Source organism: Thalassotalea euphylliae (assembly GCF_003390335.1).
GTDB lineage: Bacteria > Pseudomonadota > Gammaproteobacteria > Enterobacterales > Alteromonadaceae > Thalassotalea_F > Thalassotalea_F euphylliae_B.
Map to the genome: position 1 here is coordinate 4179263 of NZ_QUOU01000001.1, position 25717 is coordinate 4204979.

Sequence of the window (25717 nt, forward strand, 5' to 3'; positions counted from 1 at the left end):
GTAAGTTTCATGAAGAAAACGTTAACCGCAATCACCTTAGCCACCTCAATGATGATGGGCATGATCAGCAGTGCTCAGGCTCAAGTTGAGCAGCTTGATAAAGTCGCTGCCATCGTCAATTCCGGCGTGGTATTAGAGTCTGAAGTAAAAGACCTGCTTGAAAACATCAAAAGCAACGCCGAAAAGAACAACCAATCACTGCCATCAGATCGCGCGCTCCGCACACAAGTCATGGACAAGCTCATCAACGACAGCTTGATGCTGCAATTAGGTGAGCGTATGGGCGTGCAAATTAGTGATGCGCAACTGGATGAAACCATCAGCAATATGGCACGCGAAAACAAACTGAACCTAAGCCAGTTCCGCGAAGCCTTAGTTGCCGAAGGGGTTAACTATGAAAAGTATCGTGAAAATGTCCGCACTGAGTTGATTTCAGGGGAAGTTCGCCGTGCTAACGTGCGCCGCCGCATCTATATTGCCCCACAAGAAGTGGCCAACTTGCTGGAAGAGATGAAAGCACAGACTAACCTTGATGTGGAATACAACTTAGGCCACATCTTGATTGAGTTCCCACCAAACCCAACACAAGCAGACATGAACGCAGCGAAAGTGCGCGCTGACAAAGTTATCGAGCTACTTAACAATGGTTCAGACTTTGCCAAAATTGCTATCGCTTCTTCCGGTGGGGCCAATGCACTTGATGGCGGCGCCTTGGGTTACCGTAATATTAACGAGCTACCAACGCTGTTTTCTGAACTCGTTGACGGTCAAGAAAAAGACGAAATATTCGGCCCAATCCGCACAGGTCTTGGTTTTAGTATTGTTAAGATTTTAGATATTCGCGGTCGCCAGAAAGTAGAAATTGAAGAAGTTCAAGCGCGCCATATTCTGATCAAACCGTCGATCATTTTAAGTGAAGCAAAAGCGGAGGAAACCCTGCAAGGCTTCCTCGACCAAATTAACGCAGGCGAAGCTGACTTTGCTGACCTAGCCAAAGAGCATTCTGAAGGGCCAACGTCTGTGCGTGGCGGTGATTTAGGTTGGGCAGATCCTAAGTCTTACGACCCGGCATTCCGCGATGCACTGGCACGCCTTGATACCGACGAGTACCACAAACCATTCCGCTCTTCATTTGGCTGGCACTTAGTGCAACTGACAGGCCGTCGAATGTTGGATGCCACTAAACAAATGAATGAAAATCGCGCCTACCAACTCTTATTCAATCGCAAGTTTGGTATGGAGAGTGCGCGTTGGATCAAAGAAACCCGCGACGAAGCCTACATCGAGATTTTCGAACAGGAAACGAAATAATGGTTAAACGCATTGCCATCACGCCGGGCGAACCGGCAGGGATAGGTCCAGATCTGGTTGTCGCGATTGCCCAGCAAGACTGGCCAGTGCAGCTCGTGGTGGTTGGTTGTCCTAAACTAATGACCGAGCGCGCACAGCAATTGGGTTTGCCGCTAACTTTAACTGAATACGATAGCAAGGCAACACCGGTGCCGCAAAAAGCAGGCACGCTGACCATAAAGTCGATTCCAACCGAAGCCGACGTTGTACCGGGGCAGTTAAACCCTAGCAACGGTGCTTATGTGGTTGAAACCTTGCGTGTGGCCAGTGAAATTAATATCTCTGGTGAGTTTGATGCCATTGTCACAGGCCCTGTACACAAAGGCTTAATTAACCAAGCCGGTATCGCGTTTAGCGGTCACACTGAGTATTTTGCGCACCAAGCCAATTGCTCCGATGTCGTGATGATGTTGGCCACTCCCGGCCTGCGCGTGGCCCTGGTGACAACACACATTCCATTGGCCTATGTAGCCAAGGCGATCACCCCAGAGCGCCTGCAAAAAGTAACCCGTATTTTAGATAAAGACTTACGTGAAAAATTTGGCATTGAGCAACCTAAAATCTATGCGTGTGGTATCAACCCCCATGCCGGTGAAGATGGCCACTTAGGACGAGAAGAAATCGAGGTGATGAACCCAGCATTTGCCGAGTTGCGCGAAGAAGGGATCAACGTTATTGGCCCATTGCCTGCCGATACCATTTTCCAAGAGAAATACTTGCAAGATGCGGATGCAATTTTAAGTATGTATCACGATCAAGGCTTGCCAGTGCTAAAATACAAAGGGTTTGGTTCGTCGGTAAATATTACCCTTGGCTTACCCTTTGTGCGTACCTCAGTGGATCACGGCACGGCGTTAGAGCTCGCGGGCACCAACCAAGCTGACACTGGCAGCTTTATCGAAGCCATTCAGTCGGCTATAACGTTAGCTGAAAATCAATCTTAGTCTCGCGATTAGTCAAGATTAAGTAATACAACACGAAAAAGTCATTAAATTAGATGAGTAAAAACACCCATTTAGGCCATCAGGCGAAAAAGCGTTTTGGCCAAAACTTTCTGCACAACGATGCCATTATTAGCCGCATCGTAGATGCTATCAACCCAGAGCCAGGTGAAAACTTAATTGAAATCGGCCCGGGGTTAGGCGCATTAACTGAACCCGTTGTTGAGCGCGCTGGCGACCTTTCGGTTGTTGAGCTCGATCGCGATTTAGCAGAGCGCTTGCGCCATCATCCCTTTTTGGCACAGCACCTAACCATTCACGAAATTGATGCGTTAAAGTTCGATTTTTCAACATTAGCGACAGCAGAGCAGCCACTGCGCGTGTTTGGTAACTTGCCATACAACATTTCAACGCCGTTAATTTTCCATCTACTGAGCTTTAAAGCCGACATCAAAGACATGCACTTTATGTTGCAAAAAGAAGTCGTGGATCGCATGGCAGCACAGCCGGATTCCAAAGCCTATGGCCGACTATCAATAATGACGCAGTACCAATGTGAAGTGGAATCAGTCATGGAAATTGGCCCAGAAGCTTTTCAGCCACCACCTAAGGTAGATTCGGCCATAGTGCGATTAATTCCTCGTCGTGATATTAACAACCAAGTTGAGTGCCTTAAAACACTTAACAGTGTTTGTGTCACCGCGTTTAATCAACGCCGAAAAACGATTCGCAATAGCTTTAAAAAGCTTGTCAGTGCCGAGGAGTTAGAGTCGCTGGGACTAACCCCGACCCTGCGCCCAGAAAACTTAACCATAGATAACTACATCAGCTTGGCAAATTATATTCATGCCAATAGCGCGAGTAGTGAAGATTTAGAGTCTGATACCTAATGAGTGCATCTTCGCCGACGGTTGCCGCTACTGACGATATTTCAGTATCAGTTGTCAGCCAGTATTTACCTAATCAGTCTGACACAGACAAAAAACAGTTCGTATTCAGTTACACCATAAGTATTGAAAACACGGGTGAGACGCCAGTGCAGCTGCTTAACAGACGTTGGTTGATTACCGATGCCAATGGCGAAGAGTCTGAGGTACAAGGTGAAGGTGTGGTTGGGCAACAGCCCACTATTGCCCCGGGGCAAACCTATACCTATACCAGCGGTTCAGTCTTCAGCACTCCCGTCGGGACAATGCAAGGGCAATATCAAATGATCGCCCCTAACCAGCAGAAATTTTGGGTAGACATTCCAGTGTTTAGATTGGCACTACCCAATATTCTTAACTAACGCATCCAACCTTACCATTTTGCATAGCTGATAGTACGATGGCGTTATATTTAGTTGGTGACATTCAAGGTTGTTTCAACGAACTCGATTTGCTGCTCAGTAAAGTCAGCTTCAATGCTCATCGGGATCAGCTTTGGTTAGCAGGTGACTTAGTGGCGCGTGGCAAGCAGTCGCTTGAAACACTAGAGTTCGTAAAATCACTCGGTTCAAGTGCTAACTTTGTGCTCGGGAATCACGATTTACACTTACTGGCGATAGCAGCGGGACTGAAAAAAGCAAAACCCTCCGACCATTTATCCCAGCTGTTAAATGCCCCTAACTTTTCCTCTTTGTGTGATTGGCTTGCTCAGCATCCGTTATTACTCCAACTACCAACACAAGATGGCTTTATGTCTCACGCCGGTTTGTCACCGCAATGGTCAATCAAACAAGCGGTTAAACAGGCTGCCTTTGCCCATAAAAAAATTGCTGGCAATAAACGCGAGCAATGGTTGTCGATCATGTACGGCGAGCAACCAAATGATTGGTACTTGGTTGAAACGAAAGCCGAGCGCTTTCGCTATATAGTCAATGCGTTTACACGTATGCGTTATTGTTATGCTGATGGCACGTTAGAATTTGACTGCAAAGAACAACCTAAGAAAGCCCCCAAAGAATTAAAGCCGTGGTTTGAATTGGCCAAGCTGAAAAATAATACCTGGATATTTGGTCACTGGGCGGCGTTAATGGGCGACTGCGCCAGACAAAATGTTTATGCCCTAGATACGGGATGTGTGTGGGGCAATCACCTAACCATGTTGCGCTGGCAAGACAAAAAACTCTTCACACAAAGCGCAACAACGACCTAGCGGTTTGCCAAGCAAGCTAACTTTTATACCGCCATTACAGTTTGAGAACTTTTAATGAAAAACCGGATTCGCTTGTTATAATGTCTAATTGTTGTAACTAAATCATACTCAGATTTAGTCGATAATAATAAAAATAATCGATGTAATTATGAATATGCAAATCATTGATTAACGTAAAATTTATTACGAAATCACAATACAAAAGGTAGTGTCTATGAATTTCACCGTCGCAATTAAGATTATTGGTGGTTTTAGCATCTTAGCAGTGATGCTTGTGGTAACCAGTATATCTTCATTGTTTAATCTCAATACCATCAAGCAATCTACCGACGAAGCGGGTCAACTGGCCATTCCGACTCTAGCAGGCAGCAATCAGTTAATGATTGATTTAATGCGCATGGGAAATCAATCATTACAAGGCTATTATCAGGCGGAACTAGCACCGCTCAATGACAATAAAAACTCCTACAACGCACTCAATACCGAATTTGCACAGCAGTTAAAACAACTGGAGCAAATTGTGCAACACGAGCAAGCTTTACTCAGTAATTTACGCCAGGTAGCGCCTGTATTTGAGTCGTTCAATAAAGACGTTATCAAGGTATTTGAAAACCGCCAAATCAGCATAGAACAACGCCAAGCCTTATCTGATAATGTTGATACGCTCGAAGAAAATGCGGATGACGCAGCAACACTTTTATTGGATTTAGCCGATCACGACCTTGCTGATAGCAAATTAGCACGTGCGGTTGAAATGGGTGAAACAATTGAAACATCACTGAACGGTATTGTCAGTTCAGCCTTCGAATATCGAGATTCTCTTGAACCGCAAACAGTTGCCCTTATCAGCCGCGAAATTAACAGTGCATTTGTTGAGTTAGAGCGCAAAATACAAGACGTACTGATCGAGCTTGAAAAAGCAAATGCCACTGACGAAGCAGAGCAGTTAACGTCGGCACTTGAGAGCATTAAAGCCTTAGTTGGCGAAGGTGGCAGTGTTATTAACAGCAAAAATACGCAGTTAACCGCGATTGCACAAGCGACAGAAGCGCTTGACGCAGGCGTTAAAGAAATTGCTAACGCAAACACCATTTTGACCAAACAAATTGCGTTAGCAAACGACACCACCACGAAAATTGACCAAATGGTCACTGACGCGGTTGACGGCGGTAACACACAAACCATAGCTATCATGATTTTCTCAATTATCGCAGCCATTGTGATTACTCGCATTACGCTGGTCAGCATTACTCGCCCGTTGGGCCAAGTTAACGATATGCTTAATATTGTTGCTTCAGGTGATTTGTCTCGCAAACTTGACGACAGTGGTAAAGATGAATTTGCGCAATTGGCAAAAAACTGTAACTTGCTAATCGATAGCTTGCGCAACTTAATTCAAGGCATTGTGAGCCGCTCAACGCAACTAGCCGCCGCAGCAGAGCAAACATCAGCGGTCACGGCGCAAAGCACCACAGCCATTGAAGAGCAGCGCAACCAAGTTGAGCAAGCTGCTTCTGCGACGACCGAAATGAGCAGTACTTCACAAAGTGTCTTGTCGAGTGCCAATGACGCATTAGGTGAGATTAAACAAGCGGATGATGAAGCAGAGCGCGTTAAAGTTATTTCGAACAAAAACCGCGAAACCATTCAATTGTTGGCACAAGAGGTTGAATCAGCTTCACAAGTGATCAATAAGTTACAGCAAGACAGTGCTTCTATTGGTGGCATCTTAGATGTAATTCGCGGTATTGCAGAGCAAACTAACTTATTGGCACTTAATGCCGCTATTGAGGCAGCACGAGCCGGTGAACAAGGACGCGGCTTCGCCGTTGTTGCCGACGAAGTTAGAACACTAGCGAGTCGTACACAAGAGTCGACGCAAGAAATTCAAAATATGATTGAAGTATTGCAAACTGGTGCTGAAAAAGCGGTTTCCGTGATGGATATCGGTAAAGCACAAGCCGCAAATTGTGTCGAGCAAAGTGAAAATGCAGATAAAGCACTTGAGACCATCACGCATGCCGTGCATGAAGCCTTTGATCGCAGCTCTCAAATCGCAACGGCTGCCGAAGAGCAAAGTGTCGTGGCACATGAAATTAGTGAAAACCTTGAGTCAATTGTAACGATTGCTGAGCAAACGACCGCTGGCTCACAGCAAACCGCGAGCTCAAGTAGCGAAGTTGCTCGACTGTCTGAAGAGCTACAACAATCAGTGCGAGAGTTTAAGTTGTAGCGCCACATCAACATAACCCCACTTGGAAAAGCCGCATTAGCGGCTTTTTTATTGCCTGTTATTAATCGCCTGTTACTATCAGTAATGACCAAGCCCCGTAGGTTATGCCACCAGCATGACGAGTATTTGCCAGAATAATTTACTTTCTGCTGCCAGCTAAGCTAAGGTAAACAGCAAGCTCGTTTTCATGGATACTTTTTAATAGATGCAAGCAATGCAAACTAAAGACTTTGACCTACTGCCCGATCTTTGTGACGAATTCCCTGATGCAGTTGCCGTATTTGAAACTCAGTTTCGCAGTTTTGGCCAACACGAGACCTTCTGTGGTCAAGCCGTCACCATCAAGTGCTTTGAAGACAACTCACTTGTTAAAAAGCTCGTCAGCACACCTGGCTATGGCAAGGTCATGGTCGTCGATGGTGGTGCTTCAATGCGCCGTGCGTTAATTGGCGATATGTTGGCAGAAGAAGCCATTGCAAATGGCTGGGCGGGTGTCGTGATCAACGGGTGCATTCGCGATGCTGCCACCATCAATCAAATGGCAATTGGCGTAAAAGCACTCGGCACTATGCCAATTAAAACGGATAAACGCGGTTTGGGTGATCAAGACGTTAGCATTCGCTTTGCTGGTGTCACCGTTAATCCCGGTGATTGGGTCTATGCTGATCTTAATGGTGTATTAGTTTCTGCTGAAAAGCTTGAACTAACGGCTAATTAGCGGCCAATAAATAGCGAGTGTATTAATCATTTAATGATGTGGTGTCATAGCGTCACAATTAGCCTAACAATGACACCACACGAGTAAAATCCCCATTCAATTAAGCGCTTTTGAATTAAGCGCTTTTGCGCTCATAAACACAGAAGTTTAACGGGTAAGCATTTTTTTCATCCGCCGCTCGCGGCTCACTTTGCGTTAATTGCCAGTCATTATCCAGATCGTAGTCAGGGAACTGCGTATCGCCATCAACCCTTGCTTCAATATGCGTTATGTAAAGCTTGTCTGCTGCAGGTAAACAGTGTTGGTATATTGCTCCGCCGCCGATCACCATGACCTCTTCAACGCCCTGTGTTAGTGCCAAGGCAGCATCAACAGAAGCGACAACCTCAACTCCGTCAGCAACATAATCAGCATTACGTGTAATTACGATGTTTTGACGCCCAGGTAAAGGCCTACCAATAGACTCAAAGGTTTTACGTCCCATTACAACAGGTTTACCCAGTGTCGTTTGCTTAAAGTAAGCAAGATCTGCCGGTAAATGCCATGGCATATCATTATCTTTGCCAATAATTCGGTTATCGGCATGAGCAACTATCATCGAAAGCAGGGTCATTCTTTATTCACAGTCAAAAAATAAAAGCCAAATTCTAAAGCAGAAATTGCAACAAGGCTATGATCAAGGCCTTGTTAAAGTCTACAGGCCACGACTCAATGCAAGAAGGACGCGCTTTTGGGTTTTACGCATTGATAATCTTGGAGCTGCACACTGAGTTAAGATCTTAAAACGCCATGACATATCAAGCTCATCACAACTAAAACGGAACCACAATACAAAACCCGGTTTACGATCTTAGTTTGATCATCACCTAATAAACACCTTATTCACTCACAACGTCATCCTAGGCATAACTTGCTCTGTAGCCTCGTCTGAAATTTCAATGCGCGGATACTAAAAGAGCGGGGAATTCCCGCTCTTTTGGCTAAATACCGTTACTTAACGCTACTTTACTCTTTGGTATAAACGACGTTTTCATCCCAGTAGTCGTCATCATCGTCATCCCAGTCATCATCGTCTTCTTCGATATCTGACATCGCATCTTGATGGTAAGTATCCCACTTAAATTCAACCTTTTGCTCGTCGTCTTCTGCTTCTTCTTCAGCAGGTAGCGCATCAATAAAGTTCATCAAATCAGCACACAGTTGCTCTGTGCCCATTTTATTGAATGCTGAAATCGTGTGTACTTCACCTTCCCAGCCAAGTCCTTCGATGATTTCTTGCTTGAGCTCTTCCGCTTCCTCATCAAGCAACAAGTCTAACTTGTTAAGGACTAACCAGCGTGGTTTATCCGCCAGTTTTTCGGAATGCTGCTCTAGTTCACCAATGATGGTTTTTGCATTCTCTACAGGATCGCTGCCATCAACAGGCATCACATCAATCACATGCAGTAATACACGGCAACGTTCAAGGTGGCGTAAGAATGTCGTGCCCAAGCCAGCACCATCAGCCGCGCCTTCAATCAGACCCGGAATATCCGCAATGACAAAGCTACGCTGTGAATTTAAACGGACAACGCCTAAGTTAGGCACTAAGGTGGTAAATGGATAATCTGCAACTTTTGGTTTGGCCGCCGAAACACTGCGAATTAATGTCGATTTCCCCGCATTTGGCAAACCTAATAAGCCAACATCCGCAAGAAGTAAAAGCTCAAGCTGAAGATTGCGAATTTCGCCTTGTGTGCCATCGGTTTTCTGGCGTGGAGCACGGTTAGTACTGCTTTTGAAGCGGTTATTACCTAACCCATGCCAGCCACCTTTGGCCACCATTAGTTGCTGTTCATGCTTGGTTAAATCGCCAACTTGCTCGCCCGTATCCACATCAACAGCGCGTGTACCGACAGGCACTTTTAAGAACAAGTCTTTACCGCCTTTACCCGTACAGTTACGTGACATACCGTTTTGACCGCGTTCAGCTTTGTGGAAACGTTCGAAGCGGTAGTCAATTAGCGTGTTAAGGTTTTCGTCAGCAACTAAGTAGACGTCGCCGCCGTCGCCGCCATCACCACCGTCTGGGCCACCAAATTCGATATATTTTTCTCGGCGAAAGCTTACACAGCCATTACCGCCATCACCCGCTTCGACGCGGATCTCTACTTCATCAACGAATTTCATTTAAGTGTCAAATGCTCCGAACTATTCATTTCCACTGTCTTAACATGACAGCTGAACGCTTACTTTAGCTAGCGTAACGCTAATTATAAGCGATTTTAGCTTGTTGCCCAATCGGACAATTGTATTTACTTGTATACCCATGCTACTTCAAAGTGCATGTTTCAGTTGGAATTAAAAGCGATTTAGACAAGGCATTGATTGCAGAGAATGGTCGTTCCCTTGTTAAAATCAATAACACAGTATAAATCGCTTTTAAACCAACCCTTTATATAAGGTAGTGTGCGGCGCTTCACAGGAACTCACTCCCTACGTTGCAACTTATTAAAAGGGAGTAACCATTCCAGTAAGTTGCGCCTTGATATTGAGCCCCTGTGAAAGCGCTGAAATCAAGCATCTTGAAGTAGCATGGGTATTGGACAAAAAAAAGCCCCGCTACTTAGTAGCAGGGCTTTTTGATCGGTTAAACAGTAAATTATTCAGCAACGATGCTAACGAACTTACGGTTTTTAGGACCTTTAACTTCAAACTGAACTTTACCGTCAGTTAAAGCGAATAATGTGTGGTCTTTACCAATACCCATGTTGTTACCAGCGTGGAATTTAGTACCACGTTGACGAACGATGATGTTACCAGCTAAAACTGACTCACCACCGAAACGCTTAACACCTAGGCGTTTACTTTCTGAATCGCGACCGTTCTTGGTACTACCTGCTGCCTTCTTATGTGCCATCTTGAAATGCTCCTAAAATTAGCCGTTAATACCAGTAATTTTCACTTCAGTGAACCATTGGCGATGACCCATCTGCTTGCGTGAATGCTTACGACGTTTGAACTTAACGATTTTAACTTTATCGCCACGACCTTGAGAAACAACTTCAGCTGTAACCTTGCCACCTTCAACTAAAGGCGCACCAACTTTGATGTCTTCGCCGTTAGCGATCATTAAAACATTATCGAACTCAACTGTAGCGCCAACTTCTAGTTCAAGCTTTTCTAAGCGAACTGTTTGACCTTCAGTTACACGGTGTTGTTTACCACCGCTTTGGAATACCGCGTACATAGCTACTCCGTACCGCACCTGCTTGTTTTGTGAACATTCTAGGTGCTTAAATTTAAAAATATAGGGCGCGAATTCTACGCGAAGGAATCTATGATCGCAAGGCTAAAGTTACTTTTATTGCTGATTATTTATCAGCCCCGTAGGAAGGACGCTTTAGCCCTATTCATTGCGGGTATTTTTCGTGTAAACTTAGCGCTAATCAACATCAAAAACTTCCGCTTTTCCCTGCTATGAATTTAACCGATATTCAGTCACTTGCCCGCCAAGACATGACCGAAGTGAACGATCTTATCTACAGCCAGCTAAATTCCGATGTGGCATTAATTAATCAATTAGGTGTCTATATCGTCAACGCTGGCGGCAAGCGAATGCGCCCATTATTGAGTGTTTTAGCAGCACAAGCGATCCAATATCAGGGAAAGGATCATATTACGATCGCGGCGATCGTTGAATTTATTCATACCGCCACATTATTGCATGATGATGTAGTAGACGAGTCATCACTGCGTCGTGGCCGTGAAACCGCCAATGCCTTGTTTGGCAATAGTGCCAGTGTATTAGTGGGCGACTTCTTATATACCCGCTCATTTCAGATGATGGTGACGCTTAAAAATATGCGCATCATGGAAATTCTGTCAGACACAACTAACGTGGTCGCAGAAGGTGAAGTACTGCAATTAATGAATTGTAATGATCCTGACACCACAGAAGAAAGCTATATGCAGGTAATTTACTGCAAAACAGCGCGCTTATTTGAGGCGGCGACGCAACTAGCTGGGGTGATCGCAGGATCTGATCCTAAGATCGAAAAAGCACTGGCAGACTATGGCAAACACTTAGGCACTGCCTTCCAGTTAGTGGATGACATTATGGATTACACCGCAGACGCCAAAGAAATGGGTAAAAATGTCGGTGACGATTTGGCAGAGGGTAAGCCAACATTACCACTACTTTATGCTATGGCTAACGGCAATGAACAGCAACGCCAATTGATTCGCGATGCCATTGAACATTGTAACGGTATGGAACATCTTGACGAGATATTAGCGGCGTTGGATGAAACCGGTGCATTAACCTATACCCAACAAAAAGCAGAAGAAGAGGCTGATAAAGCGATCACTGCCCTTTCTGTATTACCTGATAACGATTATAAAACTGCATTAATCGCCCTTGCACATATTGCCGCAAATCGCAGCGCATAAAGGTTAATAGCGCGAGCTACAAATCCATCTAAATTTATTCTAGAATAGGCCACGACATTTCGTGGCCTATTTACTTTGTGGCTTATCCGTTTGTGGATTTATAACTAAATGACCTCTGCTGATTTAAAACAACTACTCGCCAATTCTGATCTTTTACTCAACGCTGTTGGCGAAGGGGTTTATGGTTTCGACACGCAAGGTAATGCCATTTTCATCAACGCGGCTGCTGAGCGAATGACAGGCTGGGATGCCAAAGAGTTACTCGGTAAAAAAATTCACCAATATCACCACCACACGCGTGCCGATGGTAGCCCCTACCCCGCTAGCGAGTGCAATATCTACGCAACCGCTCAAGATGGCAAGAGTCGACAAATTAGCGATGAAGTGTTTTGGCGCAAAGACGGTAGTGCCTTTCCCGTGGAGTACACCTCCACACCTGTTTTTCATAATAATAAAGTGATTGGTGCGGTTGCGGTATTTCGTGACGTTACCGAGCAAAAAAATAATGAACAGGCACTACAAATTGCCCTGAAAAAAATTCAATCACTGACCGAGCAACTGCAAGCAGAAAATCATTACCTGCAAAGTGAACTGAAACAGCAATGGACGGCCAGCTCGTTAACGGGCAATAGCCTGATCATGCAGCGATTAGTGTCGCAGATAAAACTAGTAGCTAATACCAACTCAACCGTGCTGATTTTAGGTGAAAACGGTACAGGTAAAGAGCTTGCCGCCAGACAACTGCACGCTCACAGCAATCGCGCGAAAAAGCCAATGATCAAAGTGAATTGTGCTGCGTTTACGCCTAGTTTGTTAGAGTCTGAGCTATTTGGTCATGAGAAAGGTGCGTTTACCGGCGCTAATGAAACACGCAAAGGTAAATTTGAACTGGCCAATCAGGGCACGCTATTTTTAGATGAAGTGGGCGAACTCTCCTTGGAGGCGCAAAGTAAGCTACTGCGCGTTATCCAAGAGCAAGAATTTGAACGAGTTGGTGGCAACAAGACGATAAAAGTCGATATTCGTTTGATCGCAGCCACCAATCGCGATCTTAAAGCTATGGTCGACAATGGCGAGTTTAGGATGGACTTATTCTATCGCCTCAACGTCTTTCCTCTGGAAATGCCACCGCTCAGAGCGCGTGTTGACGATATTCCATTATTGTGTGAACAAATTATCGAGCGCTTAAATCGCAAATTAGCGAAACAAGTGACCGCCATTAGCAAAGATAGCCTTAACGCTTTAACGGGCTATCACTGGCCGGGCAATGTCAGAGAGCTGCAAAATATTATTGAGCGTGCGATGATCCTATCCACCAGCTCAGAGCTAAATTTAGCGCTACCTAACGAGCATATTCACGGTTCAACAACAGCTCCGCAGTTTGGTATTCAACAATCAACTGCCATTAATAAAACAATTGGCCAAACACTTGATGAAGTGCAGGCTAGCTATATTCGCCAAGTACTTGAACAATGCCAATGGCGCATCGGTGGCGCCTCTGGTGCTGCTAAACATTTAGGCTTAGCCGACAGTACGCTGCGCTCTAAAATGCAAAAGTTAGGGATTAAACGCGCATCTAATTAGCCAATTAGTCACTGCGTTACTAATGTAAATCAGCAAGTCTACTACAGATACTTACACCCACGTCACGATATATCGTGTAATCAGCACTTAAACCACGATATATCGCGATTTGAACTTATTCCTAAACAAATAATATATAACAAATTCAATAGGATAATTAAATTACCTGGTTGGCACTTAAATTGCGATATGCCCTGTGAAGTAGTTTAGAGGGCACACCATGAAATTTGATATCAAAGAAGAAGATATGATCATCAAGCCGTATAAGCATGATGAAGGTATCTATGTTCGTCTTCAGCAAGGGTTCTACGCCAAGCTGCGTAAATACAGCAGCATGATTCTGATGCTGATCTTTGTCTTGATCCCTTGGTTCCCCTACCAAGGCCAACAGGCCATCTTGCTCGATGTGGCAGCCCAGCAATTTCGTATTTTCTCCATCACCTTTTTCCCGCAGGATCTCACCGCGTTAGCGGCACTCTTTATGGTTGGCGCCTTTGCGCTGTTTTTCTTTACCACTTGGCTAGGCCGCGTATGGTGCGGCTTTATGTGCCCACAAACCATTTGGATGTTCTTATTTATTTGGGTAGAAGAGAAAGTTGAAGGTAACCGTAATCAACGTATCCGTCTTGATAAGCAGGAATGGAACGCTGACAAGATCAAAAAGAAAGCTGCAAAGCACCTTGCTTGGTTAGTGTTGTCATTTTTTACTGCACTGACATTTATGTCGTACTTTATTCCAGTCAAAACCCTGTATAGCGAGTTATTCTCGCTGAGCTGGTCTGGCTTGGTTTACTTCTGGGTTGGCCTGTTTGCGCTTTGTACCTGGGGCAATGCTGGTTTTTTACGAGAAAAGATGTGTATTTACATGTGTCCTTACTCGCGTTTTCAATCAGCCATGTTCGACAAAAATACGCTGTTAATTGCTTATGACAAAGTGCGCGGTGAAAACCGTGGGCGCCGCAAACGCAAAGATGATCCTAAAGCATTGGGTTTAGGCGATTGTGTGGATTGTAATTTATGTGTGGATGTCTGCCCTGCTGGTATTGATATTCGCAATGGCCTGCAATACGAATGTATCAGTTGTGGTGCCTGTGTTGATGCCTGTAACCAAACCATGAGCCAATTCAACTATCAAAAAGGCTTGATTAGCTTTACCAATGAGAATGCCCTAGCAGGTAAAACAGTCTCTGCATTTCGTCCTAAAATACTAGCGTACGGCGCATTTACTTTTGCTATGTTTGTGTTGATGGGCTTTTTTATCGCGACACGTTCACCAATTGAAGCATCGGTGTTACGCGACAGAAATGTATTGTATCGCACCACATTTGACGGCCATATTGAAAATAGCTACCAGCTCAAGCTGACCAATAAACTGCAACACGCTGAGAGCTTTACATTAAGCATCGAAGGGCAAGATGATATTGAATTGTCATTATCAGAGCCGTTAAACGCTCAGGCGCTAGAAATGTTGGTTGTGCCCTTTACCTTAACGGCACCGCCTGAGCACTTACCACAAGGCGTTACCTCGTTGAACATTCGCATTACCGCAAGTAATAGCGATGACGTCGATGTGACAAAATCCATTAAGTTCTATGCGGGCTAGCAACTAAAAGACGCTAGTTCTTCCGAAGCCAGCGATATAAGCCGCTAATCGATACAAACGGCTTATATCGCTTTTTTATCTCTCTTATTTACCCACACTCGCTTGTGATAATTGTTCGCCGTTGACGAGAACCGCTTGCCACTGACTAAGCGATTTGATGTCATAACTGTGATCTACTAGCACTAAATCAGAATCCAATTGCACCACATAGGGCAGGACTTTATAGGCATTGGCAAACAGGCGTTTTTTAAGGGGCTTTGCGCCACTATTCGCCAACCATGTTTCGCCCGTAAAACCTGTTTGCTTGATCATCTCAGCGACCGCTGTGCTATCTTCATCGAGCGCGATTGCAACTAACGTAACGCTGACTTTTTGCTGCTGACGAATTTGTTCAATATCATGTAAGGTTTTATAACAAGGGGCACACCAAGACGCAAAAAAGTAGACAACCGATGGCTTGCCAACAAGCGCATTAAAAGCACGGGGCTGACCGTCAAGCGAGATAAAATCAATTGCTGCAATGGGCTGGCCGATAGCACTAAGCGAGGCCTGAACTTTTTCTTCATAGCTTTCGGCAATGCTCGTATTACAAAGCACCAAACAGGCGGCAGCTAAAGTGGGCATCACCCGCCGTGTAATTTTTACTTTGATTCGCTCAATTAGCCTTGCTACTGCACGCAATCGGGGCGAAAGCAAACAACTCAACTTAACTCCTTGTTTTATTTATAAAGTTGGCCTTGTATCTTGGCCCAAAATTAAGCCTAATGACAATTAGGCAGTCTTTTATATTCGATATTCACGCTTCAGCCCTAGGTACAAAAAAGGCAAGCGTAAAGCTTGCCTTTGGGTTTAGTTAACTTGCGACTCGCAAATTATTCTGCGGCTGATACCTCGAACGGCTCTGGCAATGGCGTGCGCTCAGTTGACGCCGGTAAAATTGGCAGAGCAAATTTAGGTTGCTCACCAGTTAGTGTTTTAAGAAAAGCCACTAAATCGCTAATCTCTTGCTTGTTAAATTCTCGACCTAATTGAACTCGTCCCATGATATCTACAGCTTGAGCCAAAGTTTTTGCTTGGCCGTCGTGGAAATACGGATAAGTTAACTCAACATTACGTAAAGTAGGTACTTTAAAGCTATGACGATCGGCTTCATTACCCGTCACATCAAAGCGGCCTTGCGCAGGGTTTGACGTTTCGTATTTTTTCACTAAGCCCATTTTCTGGAACATAGAGCCGCCCACTGCCGGGCCATTATGACAAGCGACACAGCCGCTTGCTTTAAACAACTGGTAACCCGATTTTTCTTGGGCAGTAATCGCGCTCTGATTGCCCTTTAGCCATAAATCAAAACGAGAGTTAGGCGTTACTAGCGTTTTTTCGAACTCAGCTATAGCTTGAGTCACTTGATCAATATTGATCGCTTCATTACCAAATGTCGCCTTGAACTCTTTAACATAGCCAGGAATAGAGCCTAACATTTCAATCGCTAGCTCATGGCTATAAGCCATCTCTTTTGGATTGGCAATTGGGCCACCTGCTTGTGCCTTTAAGTCTTTGGCACGGCCATCCCAGAACTGCACAAAATTCAGGCTTGAATTAAGTACGGTCGGCGAGTTAATCGGACCTTGTTGCCAGTTATGACCAATCGACGTTGTTAAGTTATCAGTGCCACCCATACTCAAGTTGTGACAGCTGTTACACGAAATAAAACCAGACTTAGACAAGCGTGGGTCGAAGTATAGCTTTTTACCGAGCTCTGCCTCCGCTTGATTAATGTTAGTTGCTGGTTCAATAGGTTGAATAGGCTCTTGCGCGGCAACTGATGCACTAAGCACCGCGCCAAGAAGAGAGAAAGTTAGTGCTGACTTTTTAACAAGCTGTTTCATCCAATAGCCCTCGATGATCAAGTTTTATGACAATTTGTTTTCCAAACAATAGGCTAAAACTTTAGCATTAGAGTAATTACTTTAGTGTAATAATTTGTTAAATAAACCGTTAAAGTTAAGCAAAATTCGGCGAATAGCAGAACACTAACGATTGATTGATCGTTATCAGGGGTTGACGGTTCCTTCGCTAAATAACGCTCTGATTCTCATGCTCAGAAAGTGCGTATCAGACGAGTGAAAAAAACCTAACTGGTCAGAGGTGTTAGCATAAATATCAATAACTTAGGCCAACCGAGGATAATAAGCCGAATAAACTCACATTCACCATGCTTACCTAAAGCCCCTGTTATGCCTAAATTATTCACCCCTCTTATTTTGCCTATTAAAAATATGAATCGAACTTATAAATAAAGTTGTTGTGTTTTGAAAACACCACGGGTAGAAAAGAAAAAGTGCTCAAAATTACAACAACAGCTTCAAAGCGAGCCAATCACTGACAACATTTTTTGAACAGACGTAGCGAACAACAAAAATAATAGTCAGGCTGAAACATAACAGCCCTGAGGTACGTCAACTAAAAGGCCCTGCTCGACTCTGTTACGAGCAAGTGCACTTTAGGCTAAATCGCAAAATTTAGTGCTAATGGAATACACAATCTGGGGAAAGCTATGAAAACACTAACAACAACGCACACCAAAGTGTGCTGTGCTTTGGCGCTTGCGCTCTCGGCGTCAACAATGCCGACCGTTTATGCACAAGAGGGAACACAAGACACTGGCCATCAAAACGCCTTGATGGAAGTGATCGAAGTTAAATCGCGAAAGCTGCGAAACGCAGAGCCAATTCAAGAAACACCGCTCGCTGTCACCGCCTTTGGTGAAAAGCAATTAGATGCGCTGAATGTTGACGATCTGAGCGATCTCACCTTCAACTCACCTAATGTTCAATTTGAAGAAGTCGGTACCATTCCTGGCGTGCAAAACTTCTCATTTCGCGGTCAAGGTATTAACTCGTCAATTCCCTCTGTCGATCCAACCGTCGGCACCTTTATTGATGGCGTATTCTTAGGCACCACTTATGGTGTCGTACTCGATATGTATGACATTGAGTCCATCGAAATATTACGTGGCCCACAAGGTTTATTACTGGGCCGAAATGTCACCGGTGGTGCGGTCAGTATTCGCACCAAGCGCCCCGGCGAAGAATTTAATGCGTCCGTCAAAGCAGCCATTACTGACAGTGATTCCTATACCATTGCAGGTACTGTTGAAGGCACCTTAGTGGACGATAAACTGCGCGGCAAGCTTGTCGTTTATCGCAATGATGATGATGGTTACTTTGACTACGAAGGCAGTGGTCATCAATCGCAATTTACCATTCCGGGCACGGATGTCACTATTACGCCCACCTATTTCACCCCAGAAGGCGAAGTCACGGGGGCAATGGAGACAGAATTTTATCGCGGCACCTTAGTTTACGATGCGACCGACAATCTTGAAGTAACCCTGATTGGTGAAACCGGCAGTGTCGAAGGCGACGGTGCAGCATGGCAATCCACCTTAGGGATTTTAGATGCCGCCACAGGCGAGTATTTAGATAATCCACAAGGGGAATTTACCACCGCAGGTGATGAAGCCGGTTTAACCGATGGGGATTGGAATCAACTGATTTTGGAAGCCAATTATGAAATTGGCAATGGTGTGCTGACCAATATCTTAGGTTGGCGTGAAGTCGATATGCTCAGCGTTTTTGACTTAGATGGCTCACCAGCACCAATTTTTGCCGTGTCTGCCGATACCGAGCAAGATCAGATCAGTAATGAAATTCGTTATGCCGCCTCAGCCTTTGATGACAAGCTCGACTACACCATAGGTTATTACTATTTTGAGCAAGATATTAGCTACCTTGAAGGTCGCTTAATCTTCGGCGGCGCCCGCCGCGTGGCTTTAGGTGGTAGCATGGATCATAAAACTACTGGGCTATTCGCCAGTGGTGACTACCATATTTCCGAGCGCTTAACCTTAACCGCTGGCCTGCGCTATACCAAGGAAGATAAAGACGCGGATGTAATTGACTCAAGTGCCGGCTCATGTACCGACATCTTCAACTTTGCCGATTGTACCTATATCAATCTGAAACGCGATTGGAGCAGTGTCACACCGAAATTAGGACTCGATTATAAGCTTGCTGATAACGCCTTACTTTACACTTTCTGGACGAAAGGGTTCCGCAGTGGTGGGGTTAACTTCCGCAACGCTAAGCCAAACCTATTCGACCCGGGGCCTACCGATGATGAGAGCCAAAACTCTTATGAAATTGGTATTAAAACCGACTTGTTTCACGATCGACTGCGTTTAAATGCCTCATACTTCTTTAATGAAATCGATGATATTCAACGGGAAATCAATGTCGCTGATCCCGATGTTATCGTGCTGCAAGCGACCTTGAATGCTGGCGATGCCGAAATCGAGGGATTGGAAGTCGATTTTGTTGGGGTGATCACCGACAATTTCACCTTAGCAGGTTCAATTGGTATTTTAGATGGTGATTACACCTTTAAACGACCTGAAACGGCCGCACAGTTTGGTGATGATTTACCGCGCTTAGCTGAGTTGTCTTACAGTATCAGCGCCAACTATAGCTTAGATCTGGAAGATAATGGCTTTGTTGATTTTCAATTAGGTTATTCATATCGAGACGAAACCGCCTACACCGATAGCAATAGTGCTTACTTCCCGAAAGCGAAAGATTTAAAAGCTGATATTACCTGGTCTAACCTCGACGATAATCTTTCCGTCTCCATCTACGGTAAAAACCTGCTAGATGAAGCCCGCTGGGGCAACATTACGGGCAGCGGCTTTTGGGGGCCAATGCAGCGAGGCCGTGTCGTTGGCTTAGAAGTCAAATATAGCTTGATGTAAACTGCGTCTTAACACTAAGCTATTAAAAAACCGCCTTAGCATTTAGCTAAGGCGGTTTTCTTTTGTTGGCGTCATAAGTGATGTGTTGTGATTCAATTGCTCTCAACCTGAGCACTTCACTTAAACGATTAATAACAGTAAGCGCTAGCAGTATATCTCCCTGTGCTTAGGCCGCATCACTGATCTTCTCAACTTTAACAGGCGCCGTAGTTTGCTTTTTCGCGCTCTTTTTCTCTTTGCGGCGATCGCGAAGCGCCAACAATGTTGGGGTTAACACTAAGGTCAGTACCGTTGCAAAAGCAAGGCCACCCGCAATGGCCGTTGCTAACTGCGCCCACCACTGTGTTGACGGAGCGCCAACGATTGCCGTGCGATTAAAGAAGTCTAAGTTGACCTGTAAAACCATCGGCATTAACCCCAAAATCGTGGTGATTGTGGTTAACATCACAGGGCGTAAGCGCTGTGCACCAGTCCGTAAAATCGCATCGGTAATGGGAAAACCCTGGCGGCGCAAGACATTGTAAGTGTCAATCAATACGATGTTGTTATTGACCACAATGCCCGCCAGTGAAATCACGCCGATGCCGCCCATGACAATACCAAAGGGCTTTTGCACTATCATCAACGCCAAGAAGACCCCCACAGTTGAAAACACCACCGCACTCAAAATTAAGAAAGCTTGGTAGAAGCTATTAAACTGCGTCACCAAAATAATCGCCATGACAAACAAGGCAACGCCAAAGGCATTGACTAAGAAGGCTTGTGACTCCTGTTGATCTTCGTTTTGTCCTTTAATGGCAATATCCACTAATGGATCTAAACCTAAGGTCGGCAGCTGCGCTTCAAGTTCAGGGAGTACTTGGATCAGCTGAGCACCCGGTACTAAATTCGCTTGCACCGTAACAACGCGTTTGCCATCCACACGGCGAATAGTATCCACTTTCGGTGCGGCGGTACGCTCAACAAAGCTGCCAACAGGCACTAAGCCTTCATTGGTTTTGACGCGAATTGTATCTAATCGACTCAGGTTGCGCTTGTCTTCGGGAAAACGCACACGAATGTCTAATTCGTCATCAGTATCATCTGGGCGATACTCGCCTAGTTTCAAGCCATTCGTCACCATTTGTACGGTAGAGCCTAACAGCGCAGCATCAGCGCCGTAAATGGCCGCTAACGAACGGTCGATATCCAACAGCCATTCAATACCCGGTTTCGAGCCCGTGTCTTCAATATTGGTAAACTGTCCATTGGCCGCAAGGGCATTGCGCACAATGCGAATATTGTCATCAAGCTTATCTGGAAAACGAGAGCTGAGCTCCACGACAAGGTCTTTACCTGACGAAGGACCAGGCTCATTTTTACGTGCCTCAATTTCCACACCAGCCATATCAGCCGTACGCTGTTCGATGTCTTTAATCACTTCATCAGCGGTGCGGCGCAATTGCCAGTTTTTGAAGTTTAGGCGGAAAGTACCGACGAGATCATTGCCACCTGTGCGCGTGTATAAGGTTTCAATGTCATCGATTGGGAGAATACGTGCTTCGATGTCACGCATGATTTCGTCTTTTTCGTGAATGGATAAATCACCGTGTGAGCGCACCATCATCATCGCACTGGTTGGTTCGACTTGCGGGAAGAAGATCGCGCCAAGGCCAGATTGACCGTAACCCCACATCACAAGAACCGCAATCACAATCGTGCCAAGCAATACTTTAACTGGGTTGCGAATCGCTTTCGACAAGACACCAACGTATTTGCCAGTAAAACCTTTAAGCTTAGTTAAATCGCCTGCTTCCGCTTCAATCATTTGCGCTTTTTCTTGAGCGCTAATCGCCCGCGACTTACCAAACACTGCGCCAATGGTTGGCACGAAAACAAGCGCCATCGCGAGCGAGGCGGTCAGTACCGCAATCAAGGTAAACGGCAAGTACTTCATAAACTCACCCATAATGCCCGGCCAGAACATCAGCGGTGCAAAAGCAGCAAGCGTTGTCGCTGTCGATGCAATAATTGGCCATGCCATGCGGCGCGCTGCCATTTGATAGGCTTTAACGCGATCAACACCTTCGCTCATTTGGCGATCGGCAAATTCGGTGACCACGATAGCACCGTCAACCAGCATGCCAACCGCCATGATTAAGCCAAACAGCACCACAATATTGACGGTTAAGCCGGCAATCGCAATCACAAGAATACCCGTAAGGAACGCCCCGGGAATGGCTAGGCCAACAAGCATGGCGCTGCGCGTACCCAGCGCCGCAATAACCACTATGACCACCAGCAGCACCGCCGAAAGCACATTGTTTTGTAAATCGCTCAAGGTATCTTTAACGTCAATGGATTGATCGCCCACATAATTGACCATCACTTGGTTTGGCCATTTAGCCCGTTGTGCGTCAATTAAGGATTTTACCTTGTCTACCGTTTCAATAATGTTCTCACCAGAGCGTTTTTTCACTTCCAATGAAATAGAGCGCTCGCCATTTAATCTGGCAAAAGAGGAAGGATCTTTATAGGCGCGGCGCACCGTAGAGACATCAGCAAAGGTAATAACACGGTCGTCATTGACCTTGATGGGCAGCTCCAGCAGGTCGTCAATGGTTTCAAATACCGATGGGACTTTCACGGCAAAACGCCCTTTACCTGTGTCCATTGTCCCCGCTGGTACTAAGCGGTTATTGCGTTCAACTAAATTGAAAATATCGTTTTGATCTAATCCGTAGCTTTCCATCAACAGCGGATCGACAATAATTTCCACCATGTCTTCACGGTCACCGCCGATTTCTACTTCCAGCACTTCTTGCAGGCTTTCAATGCGATCGCGCATATCACGCGCGAGTGTGACTAAGCCGCGCTCCGTCACAGGGCCAGAGAGGATCACGGTTACGGCAGGCTCTTCATTGGCCATAGTCACTTCGTGCACTTCCGGCTCCTCAGAATCTGACGGTAATTTTGCTTTCGCCAGCGTCACTTTATCACGCACGTCTGCCAGTGCTTCTTTCGGATCAAGCCCGGCTAGAAATTCTAGCGTGACAGACGCATGGCCCTCGCTGGCATTAGCCGTCATCTCTTTTACGCCCGCAATCGATTTAAGCTCACTTTCCATCGGCCTAACGAGCATGCGCTCAGCATCTTCTGGCGAAATACCATCGTGCACCATAGACACATAGATAAACGGAATAGTGACATCAGGATTAGACTCTTTCGAGATATTGGCGTAAGTGATCGCCCCTGAAATCAGCAATAGCACAAACACCATTAGCACCGAGCGAGTGCGAGTAAGTGCGGCATCTATCATTGATAACATCGTGCTAACCCTTATTCAGTTCGCTGGGTTGCTGCGCTAGTGTTTGCGCTGAGTCATATACCGCTTCGACGGTATCGCCTGCACGCACAAAACCTTGACCAAGGACAATGATATCTGCTTGCTTACCTAAGCCGGTCAGCCAAATACCGTCGCTTTCACTTTTAACGATATTAATGCCAGTGAACACCACTTGATTATTAACTACAGTTTTAATACCAATATTGCCTTGTTCGTCTAACGCCAGCAGCGCAGGAGAAACTTTGATGGCATCAACTTCTGCCAACGGTAGGGTCACTTCACCGCTCATGCCGGCGAGCAGCTGATAGTCACTATTTTCAATGGCGACCTCAATTTTAAAGGTGTTTGTGGCATCATCGGCGACACTGGCGATATAGCGAATTTGGCCTTTTGCCTGCTGGTGGCTAAGCAATTCGATATGCGCCTGTTGACCTGTTGTTAACTGGGTAATTTGATTTTCTGTGACATGAGCACGGACAATCAGTGGATCTAAGTCGGCAATCATCGCAATTTGATCGCCATCTTTAACGTAATCACCTTGCTCGACATAACGGGTATTCATCACACCATCAAATGGCGCGCGAATCACAGTATTGGCAATATCGATTTCCAAGCGCTCAATCGTCGCTTTTACCGCTTCTAATGCCGCAACAGCACGCGCTAACTGAGCACGCCCTTGATAACCGTCTTTGTGCAGCTTAGTCGCGCCTTGATGCTCAATTTCCCGCTGTGTGCGTAATGCTTTAGCTTCGGTTAATCGCGCCTGCAAGTCATTCATGGCAATACGCGCAATCACATCACCTTTTTTAACCGCCGCGCCGCGTTTAGCGAGCACTTCAACCACCTTGCCATCAACCTCAGCTTTGAGTGTCGCTGTGCGATCCGGCTCTGTACGCCCATACAACTCAACACTATCAAATACCGCAGTCGCCATTCGCGTTGCTACTTTTACTTTGGGAATAGGCGCTTGATTCGTCGTTTGTTCAGTTGTCTGTTGGCTTTCTTGCGGTTTACTCTCCGTCTGTCCAAGGCCTGAGGCCATCCAGAGCACCAATAGCAGCGCAATCACAATCGCTATGACATAAGGGCGTTCTGCAATCCATTGGCGATTTAACATGCAATTTCTCTTATCAAAAATTAAATAATACACTAGACCGTATAGTCTAACTGACTAGCCGTAATTCATCAAAATCAGGTTGCTACAAAATGTTACGTCAATCACAACGCCAAATAATGTCCACATAGCTGCAACAGCGCTAGCGTATACCTAGTAAAAAGATAGTTCTTTGGAGACAAAAAAGCCTGCTCGTTGAGCAGGCTTTAAGATTGGATATTCAGTGACTGAGCTAGCGCTCAGGCAAAGCAATTAAATTGAGAATGATGAACCACAGCCACAGGTTGTTGTTGCATTCGGGTTACTAACAATAAAGCGACTGCCTTCAAGACCTTCGATGTAGTCAACTTCACCGCCAACTAAGTACTGCAAGCTCATGGGATCAACGACCATAGTCACCCCTTGCTTCTCGATAGTCATATCACCTTCATTGACTTTTTCATCAAACGTGAAACCGTATTGGAATCCTGAGCAGCCACCACCCGTCACATAAACACGCAGTTTTAGTGCTGGATTTTCTTCCTCTGTTACCAAGGCCAACACTTTAGTTGCCGCAGCATCGGTAAATTGAATCGGTAATTCAGGAGTTGATTCTGGGTTAGACATCGACATCTCTCGCGCTTGTTGTAGGGCTTATGCTAAATTCAGAGGCGAATTATCGTAAACCTGAGTACTTTAATCAAGTATTCGATTGTCTAAAACCATAGACTAACTTGGCTTAACTAATTCCCCCCACGGATAACTTTGATTTACTTCACTATATTTTTGCCATTTTCCCTTGGGCAACACGGCTTTAATTTCCAATGATTCTGGAATAAAACCCGTTGGTAAGGTTAACTCGCCTTCAATGCGTTGAAAGTACTTCAAGCTAAATGAACGCTGTTCTTTTGACAGCTCGCTGATGTTTTTTAAGTTGAGTGTTGTCGGTTGGTTCGCTTGGCTGCCTTTTACTGCAACATCAATATAGCCTTTGGCATAACGCTTTTTCAGCTTCTGCTGGACAAGCACGACACTAAACTTAAAGTGATTGTCACTTTCTGTGGGAGATAAATCCACTTGATCAATGACCAGCCCGTCAGCTTGTTTTTCAGGTGCCATGACTTTTTCATAAAATGCCAATTGCTTTTTAACCGTAAAGTGATCCACTTCCATCGATTTGATGGTCTGTTGCGCCTGCTGATTGGCTAAACGTTCAACTTCCAATTCAACTTCTAACATGTGAATGCGCTTTAAGCTGTCGTTGTGCTGCGCATACAAGCTATCTAAGCGCTGTTTTTGCTGCGCTATGGTGTTGATCTGAAAACTGTGAAAATAATTACCAATACGGTAGCCAACGAACAAACAAAGTGCGACAGTAGAGAACAGCAAGAGTGCCGATTTAAAAGGGCCTAAGCGACGAACCACGACAGGCAGATTTATTTTTGCTAACCAATTCATTTATCAAGTATTATTGAATTTAAAAACAACGTAAAACG

Annotated in this window: 21 protein-coding genes; 11 read left to right on the top strand and 10 right to left on the bottom strand. The window is 45.3% G+C overall.

Annotation, left to right across the window (positions count from 1 at the left end):
* The first annotated feature begins 9 nt into the window (after positions 1–9).
* The 7 genes from surA (at position 10) to DXX93_RS18190 (ending at position 7378) form a co-directional block, all read left to right on the top strand.
* Positions 10–1311, top strand: coding sequence for a peptidylprolyl isomerase SurA (surA, locus tag DXX93_RS18160; protein ID WP_116009342.1), 1302 nt, complete (start codon positions 10–12; stop codon positions 1309–1311).
* Positions 1308–2294 carry a 4-hydroxythreonine-4-phosphate dehydrogenase PdxA gene (gene pdxA / locus DXX93_RS18165; RefSeq protein ID WP_181902313.1) on the top strand — a complete coding sequence of 329 codons (987 nt, stop codon included), beginning with the start codon at positions 1308–1310 and terminating at the stop codon, positions 2292–2294. Before surA ends, pdxA begins: the two co-directional genes overlap by 4 nt.
* A gap of 53 nt (positions 2295–2347) precedes the next feature.
* Positions 2348–3181, top strand: coding sequence for a 16S rRNA (adenine(1518)-N(6)/adenine(1519)-N(6))-dimethyltransferase RsmA (gene rsmA / locus DXX93_RS18170; protein WP_116009344.1), 834 nt, complete (start codon positions 2348–2350; stop codon positions 3179–3181).
* Positions 3181–3579 (top strand): Co2+/Mg2+ efflux protein ApaG, encoded by a 399-nt coding sequence (gene apaG / locus DXX93_RS18175; protein ID WP_116009345.1) that lies wholly within the window; start codon positions 3181–3183, stop codon positions 3577–3579. The genes rsmA and apaG overlap by 1 nt, the downstream gene beginning before the upstream one ends.
* Before the next feature lie 38 nt (positions 3580–3617).
* Complete coding sequence (locus DXX93_RS18180) at positions 3618–4427, top strand: symmetrical bis(5'-nucleosyl)-tetraphosphatase (protein WP_116009346.1); 810 nt, start codon at positions 3618–3620, stop codon at positions 4425–4427.
* A gap of 214 nt (positions 4428–4641) precedes the next feature.
* On the top strand, positions 4642–6660 hold the full coding sequence (locus DXX93_RS18185) for a methyl-accepting chemotaxis protein (RefSeq protein ID WP_116009347.1): 2019 nt from the start codon (positions 4642–4644) through the stop codon (positions 6658–6660).
* 214 nt (positions 6661–6874) lie between these two features.
* Positions 6875–7378 carry a putative 4-hydroxy-4-methyl-2-oxoglutarate aldolase gene (locus DXX93_RS18190; protein ID WP_116010031.1) on the top strand — a complete coding sequence of 168 codons (504 nt, stop codon included), beginning with the start codon at positions 6875–6877 and terminating at the stop codon, positions 7376–7378.
* A 115-nt stretch (positions 7379–7493) separates the two neighbouring features.
* On the opposite strand, the gene folA is transcribed toward DXX93_RS18190, so the two are convergent.
* The 4 genes from folA to rplU form a co-directional block, all read right to left on the bottom strand.
* Entirely contained in the window at positions 7494–7991 is a 498-nt protein-coding gene (gene folA / locus DXX93_RS18195; protein ID WP_116009348.1) for a type 3 dihydrofolate reductase, read from the bottom strand.
* 392 nt (positions 7992–8383) lie between these two features.
* On the bottom strand, positions 8384–9547 hold the full coding sequence (gene cgtA / locus DXX93_RS18200) for an Obg family GTPase CgtA (RefSeq protein WP_116009349.1): 1164 nt from the start codon (positions 9545–9547) through the stop codon (positions 8384–8386).
* Between the two features lie 472 nt (positions 9548–10019).
* Positions 10020–10277 carry a 50S ribosomal protein L27 gene (gene rpmA / locus DXX93_RS18205; protein WP_116001706.1) on the bottom strand — a complete coding sequence of 86 codons (258 nt, stop codon included), beginning with the start codon at positions 10275–10277 and terminating at the stop codon, positions 10020–10022.
* Between the two features lie 18 nt (positions 10278–10295).
* The gene (gene rplU, locus DXX93_RS18210) at positions 10296–10607 is read right to left on the bottom strand and encodes a 50S ribosomal protein L21 (RefSeq protein ID WP_116001707.1); all 312 of its coding nucleotides are present in this window, start codon (positions 10605–10607) and stop codon (positions 10296–10298) included.
* 230 nt (positions 10608–10837) lie between these two features.
* On the opposite strand from rplU, the gene ispB reads away from it, so the two are divergent.
* From ispB to ccoG, 3 genes are all read left to right on the top strand, one after another.
* Positions 10838–11809, top strand: coding sequence for an octaprenyl diphosphate synthase (ispB, locus tag DXX93_RS18215; protein WP_116009350.1), 972 nt, complete (start codon positions 10838–10840; stop codon positions 11807–11809).
* Positions 11810–11917: 108 nt separating this feature from the next.
* The gene (locus tag DXX93_RS18220; protein ID WP_116009351.1) at positions 11918–13393 is read left to right on the top strand and encodes a sigma-54 interaction domain-containing protein; all 1476 of its coding nucleotides are present in this window, start codon (positions 11918–11920) and stop codon (positions 13391–13393) included.
* A gap of 220 nt (positions 13394–13613) precedes the next feature.
* Complete coding sequence (gene ccoG, locus DXX93_RS18225) at positions 13614–14996, top strand: cytochrome c oxidase accessory protein CcoG (RefSeq protein ID WP_116009352.1); 1383 nt, start codon at positions 13614–13616, stop codon at positions 14994–14996.
* 84 nt (positions 14997–15080) lie between these two features.
* Here ccoG and DXX93_RS18230 read toward each other — a convergent pair whose 3' ends face one another.
* Entirely contained in the window at positions 15081–15701 is a 621-nt protein-coding gene (locus DXX93_RS18230) for a TlpA family protein disulfide reductase (RefSeq protein WP_147302717.1), read from the bottom strand.
* 167 nt (positions 15702–15868) lie between these two features.
* Positions 15869–16882 (bottom strand): cytochrome-c peroxidase, encoded by a 1014-nt coding sequence (locus DXX93_RS18235; RefSeq protein ID WP_116009354.1) that lies wholly within the window; start codon positions 16880–16882, stop codon positions 15869–15871.
* A 668-nt stretch (positions 16883–17550) separates the two neighbouring features.
* Between DXX93_RS18235 and DXX93_RS18240 the strand changes: the two genes are divergently transcribed.
* On the top strand, positions 17551–19803 hold the full coding sequence (locus tag DXX93_RS18240; protein ID WP_116009355.1) for a TonB-dependent receptor: 2253 nt from the start codon (positions 17551–17553) through the stop codon (positions 19801–19803).
* Between the two features lie 166 nt (positions 19804–19969).
* Here DXX93_RS18240 and DXX93_RS18245 read toward each other — a convergent pair whose 3' ends face one another.
* The 4 genes from DXX93_RS18245 to DXX93_RS18260 form a co-directional block, all read right to left on the bottom strand.
* Positions 19970–23110: an efflux RND transporter permease subunit gene (locus DXX93_RS18245; RefSeq protein WP_116009356.1), complete on the bottom strand. Its 3141-nt coding sequence runs from the start codon at positions 23108–23110 to the stop codon at positions 19970–19972.
* A gap of 4 nt (positions 23111–23114) precedes the next feature.
* Positions 23115–24245 (bottom strand): efflux RND transporter periplasmic adaptor subunit, encoded by a 1131-nt coding sequence (locus DXX93_RS18250; protein WP_116009357.1) that lies wholly within the window; start codon positions 24243–24245, stop codon positions 23115–23117.
* 249 nt (positions 24246–24494) lie between these two features.
* On the bottom strand, positions 24495–24848 hold the full coding sequence (gene erpA, locus DXX93_RS18255) for an iron-sulfur cluster insertion protein ErpA (RefSeq protein ID WP_116010032.1): 354 nt from the start codon (positions 24846–24848) through the stop codon (positions 24495–24497).
* 102 nt (positions 24849–24950) lie between these two features.
* A complete protein-coding gene (locus DXX93_RS18260; RefSeq protein WP_116009358.1) occupies positions 24951–25679 on the bottom strand; it encodes a DUF6776 family protein in 729 nt (242 codons plus the stop codon).
* Positions 25680–25717 lie beyond the last annotated feature (38 nt).